At 72.7% G+C, this 3,570-nt stretch carries 2 protein-coding genes and 1 pseudogene; 2 read left to right on the top strand and 1 reads right to left on the bottom strand.

The genetic code is table 11. The features are described 5' to 3' along the window. Positions 1-26: 26 nt before the first annotated feature. A complete protein-coding gene (gene pta, locus EF903_RS30235) occupies positions 27-2,108 on the bottom strand; it encodes a phosphate acetyltransferase (RefSeq protein WP_125548180.1) in 2,082 nt (693 codons plus the stop codon). A 324-nt stretch (positions 2,109-2,432) separates the two neighbouring features. On the opposite strand from pta, the gene EF903_RS30230 reads away from it, so the two are divergent. Together EF903_RS30230 and EF903_RS35615 are read left to right on the top strand one after the other, a co-directional pair. Then, a complete protein-coding gene (locus EF903_RS30230; RefSeq protein WP_125548179.1) occupies positions 2,433-3,458 on the top strand; it encodes an ATP-dependent 6-phosphofructokinase in 1,026 nt (341 codons plus the stop codon). After that, positions 3,457-3,570, top strand: a pseudogene (locus EF903_RS35615) (XRE family transcriptional regulator); the annotation flags it as partial. The gene EF903_RS30230 and the pseudogene EF903_RS35615, both read left to right, overlap by 2 nt.

The raw sequence follows: 3,570 nt of genomic DNA, 5'->3' as shown, positions 1-3,570 counted from the left end.
GGCGGGGGCGGCGCAGGGGCGTGCGGTCAGGCCGTCGGCACCGCGGATCCCTGCGCCTGGATGGCGGTGATCGCGACGGTCGTGACGATGTCCTGGACGAGCGCGCCGCGCGAGAGGTCGTTCACCGGCTTGCGCAGGCCCTGGAGGACCGGGCCGACCGCGACGGCGCCCGCCGAGCGCTGCACGGCCTTGTACGTGTTGTTGCCCGTGTTGAGGTCGGGGAAGATCAGCACGGTCGCCCGGCCGGCGACCTCCGACCCGGGCAGCTTCGTCGCGGCGACCGACGGCTCGACCGCGGCGTCGTACTGGATGGGCCCCTCCACGGCCAGGTCGGGGCGCCGGGCCCGGACGATCTCGGTGGCCTTGCGGACCTTGTCGACGTCCGCGCCGCTGCCGGAGGTGCCCGTCGAGTACGAGAGCATGGCGATCCGCGGCTCGACGCCGAAGGCCGCCGCGGTCGCCGCGGACTGGATGGCGATGTCGGCGAGCTGCTCGGCGTCCGGGTCCGGGTTGACCGCGCAGTCGCCGTAGACCAGCACCTGGTCCGCCAGGCACATGAAGAAGACGGAGGAGACGATCGCCGCCTCCGGCTTCGTCTTGATGATCTCGAAGGCGGGGCGGATGGTCGCGGCGGTCGAGTGCACCGACCCCGACACCATGCCGTCGGCCAGCCCCTGCTGGACCATCAGCGTGCCGAAGTAGTTGGCGTCCGTCACCACGTCGGCCGCGAGTTCGACCGTCATGCCCTTGTGGGCGCGGGCCTGTGCGTAGAACTCCGCGAAGCGCTCCCGCAGCGGGGAGGTGGCCGGGTCGATGAGCTGGGCCGCCGACACGTCCACGCCGAGGTCGGCGGCCCGCTTCAGGATCGCCTGCTCCTCGCCCAGCAGGGTCAGGTCGCACACCCCGCGGCGCAGCACCACGTCGGCGGCGCGCAGGACGCGCTCCTCGGTGCCCTCCGGCAGCACGACGCGGCGGCGGTCGGTGCGCGCCCGCTCCAGCAGCTCGTGCTCGAACATCATCGGGGTGACGCGCTCGGAGCGGGCCACCGAGAGGAGTCCGCGCAGCTCCGCGGTGTCCACGTGCCGTTCGAACAGGCCGAGCGCGGTCTCCAGCTTGCGGGGCGTCGCCGAGTTCAGCCGGCTCTGGAGCTCGAAGAGCTCGGCGGCGGTCGGGAAGCTGTTGCCGGCCACCGACACCACGGGCGTGCCGGGCGCGAGCTTCGAGGCGAGGGCGAGTACGTCGGGACCGGGCCGCTCGTTCAGGGTGAGCAGGACGCCGGCGATCGGCGGGGTGCCGGAGGAGTGCGCGGCGAGGGCGCCGATGACCAGGTCGGAGCGGTCGCCGGGCGTGACGACGAGGCAGCCCGGGGTCAGGGCGCCGAGGAAGTTCGGCAGCATCGCACCGCCGAAGACGAAGTCGAGGGCGTCGCGGGCCAGCCCGGCGTCGTCGCCGAGGAGCACCTCCCCGCCGAGCGCCCGGGTGATCTGCGCGACCGTCGGCGCGGCCAGCGACTTGTCGTCGGGCAGGACGTAGCAGGGCACGGGCAGGCGGGCGGCCAGCCGCTCGGCGATGGCGTCCCGGTCCTCGGCGGCCACCCGGTTGACCACCATCGCCACGACCTCGCAGCCCAGGCTCTCGTACGCCCGGTAGGCGTTGCGGGCCTCGGCGCGGACCTCGTCCGCGGCGCGCCGGGTACCGACGACGGGCACGACGACCGCGCCGAGCTCGTTCGCGAGGCGGGCGTTGAGGGCCAGCTCGTCGGGGAGGTTGGTCTCGGCGTAGTCGGTGCCGAGGACGAGCATCACCTCGTAGTCGCGGGCCGCCTGGTGGAAGCGGTCGACGAGCCGGGAGACCAGCTCGTCGGTGCCCTTCTCGGCCAGGACGGCGGAGGCCTCGCGGTACTCCATGCCGTACGCGGTCGAGGCGTCCTGGTCGATCCGGTAGCGGGAGCGGAGCAGTTCGAAGAGCCGGTCCGGCGCGTCGTGCAGGAGCGGCCGGTAGACGCCGACCCGCGCCGTCTGTCGCGTCAGCAGTTCCATGATCCCCAGCTCGACGACCTGGCGGCCGTCGCTCCGGTCGATACCGGTCACGTACACGCTGCGCGTCACGCGTGCTCTCCGTCCATCATGTGCCGCGGCAGGGCTGTGGCAGCCGCCTGCGGATCTACGACTCGAATTCCCCCGATAGGGTGGGCTTGCCCTCTTGACAATACCTCTGTGGATGGATAGGGCGCTGCCCGGGAAGAGGTGCCGGTGCGGCGCCCGCAGGGCCCGCGGGGGTGCGGCGGCGCAGCACGCGCCCGGCCCCGCCCGCGTGGAACAATCGGACAAGCCGCACGATGACGCCCTCCACGGGCACGGCCGTCCGCCCGTACGCGACGCACGGCCGGGGACGACCAGGAGCAGACGACCAGGAGCAGGAGACACAAGGCGATGCGCATCGGAGTCCTCACAGCAGGGGGCGACTGCCCCGGCCTGAACGCCGTCATCCGGTCGGTCGTCCACCGTGCCCTGGTGGGGCACGGGGACGAGGTCATCGGCTTCGAGGACGGCTTCAAGGGCCTGCTGGACGGCCACTACCGCCCCCTCGACATCAACGCCGTCAGCGGCATCCTCGCCCGCGGCGGCACCATCCTCGGCTCGGCCCGCATGGAGCGCGCCCGTCTGCACGAGGCCGCCGAGAACGCCAACGAGCTCGCCCGGCGGTACGGCCTCGACGCGCTCATCCCCATCGGCGGCGAGGGCACCCTGACCGCCTCCCGGATGCTGGCGGACGCCGGGATGCCGGTCGTCGGCGTTCCGAAGACCATCGACAACGACATCTCCGCCACGGACCGCACCTTCGGCTTCGACACCGCCGTCACCGTCGCCACGGAGGCCATAGACCGCCTCAAGACCACCGCCGAGTCCCACCAGCGCGTCATGGTCGTCGAGGTCATGGGCCGGCACGCGGGCTGGATCGCCCTGGAGTCCGGAATGGCCGGCGGCGCGCACGGCATCTGCCTGCCCGAGCGGCCCTTCCAGGTGGACGACCTGGTGAAGATGGTGGAGGAGCGCTTCTCGCGGGGCAAGAAGTTCGCCGTGGTCTGCGTCGCCGAGGGCGCCCACCCGGCCGCCGGCTCCATGCCGTACGAGCGGGGCGAGATCGACCAGTACGGCCACGAGCGCTTCGCCGGCATCGGCAACCGCCTCGCCGTCGAGCTTGAGCACCGCCTCGGCAAGGAGGCCCGCCCGGTCATCCTCGGCCACGTCCAGCGCGGCGGCGTCCCCACCGCGTACGACCGCGTGCTGGCGACCCGCTTCGGCTGGCACGCCGTGGAGGCCGTCCACCGCGGCGACTTCGGCAACATGACCGCCCTGCGGGGCACGGAGATCGTGATGGCCCCCCTCGCCTCGGCCGTCATGGAGCTCAAGACCGTCCCCGAGCACCGCATGTTCGAGGCCGAGTCCGTCTTCTGACGCCGGCCGCTGGAAGGGCAACGAGCGGCAGTCGGTGGCCCTCGCCCAGGTCCTCAACCTGACACTGGCCCAGTTCATCACGGCGACCGGCAAGCAGGAGGAGCTCGCGGAG

The organism is Streptomyces sp. WAC05292 (genome assembly GCF_003949955.1).
Taxonomy (GTDB): Bacteria; Actinomycetota; Actinomycetes; order Streptomycetales; family Streptomycetaceae; genus Streptomyces; species Streptomyces globosus.
This window is presented reverse-complemented; position numbering and strand designations above follow the sequence as displayed.

Coding starts and splice junctions, on each gene's coding strand:
- EF903_RS30230 (WP_125548179.1), top strand. CDS start 2,433: ATGCGCATCGGAGTCCTCACAGCAGGGGGCGACTGCCCCGGCCTGAAC.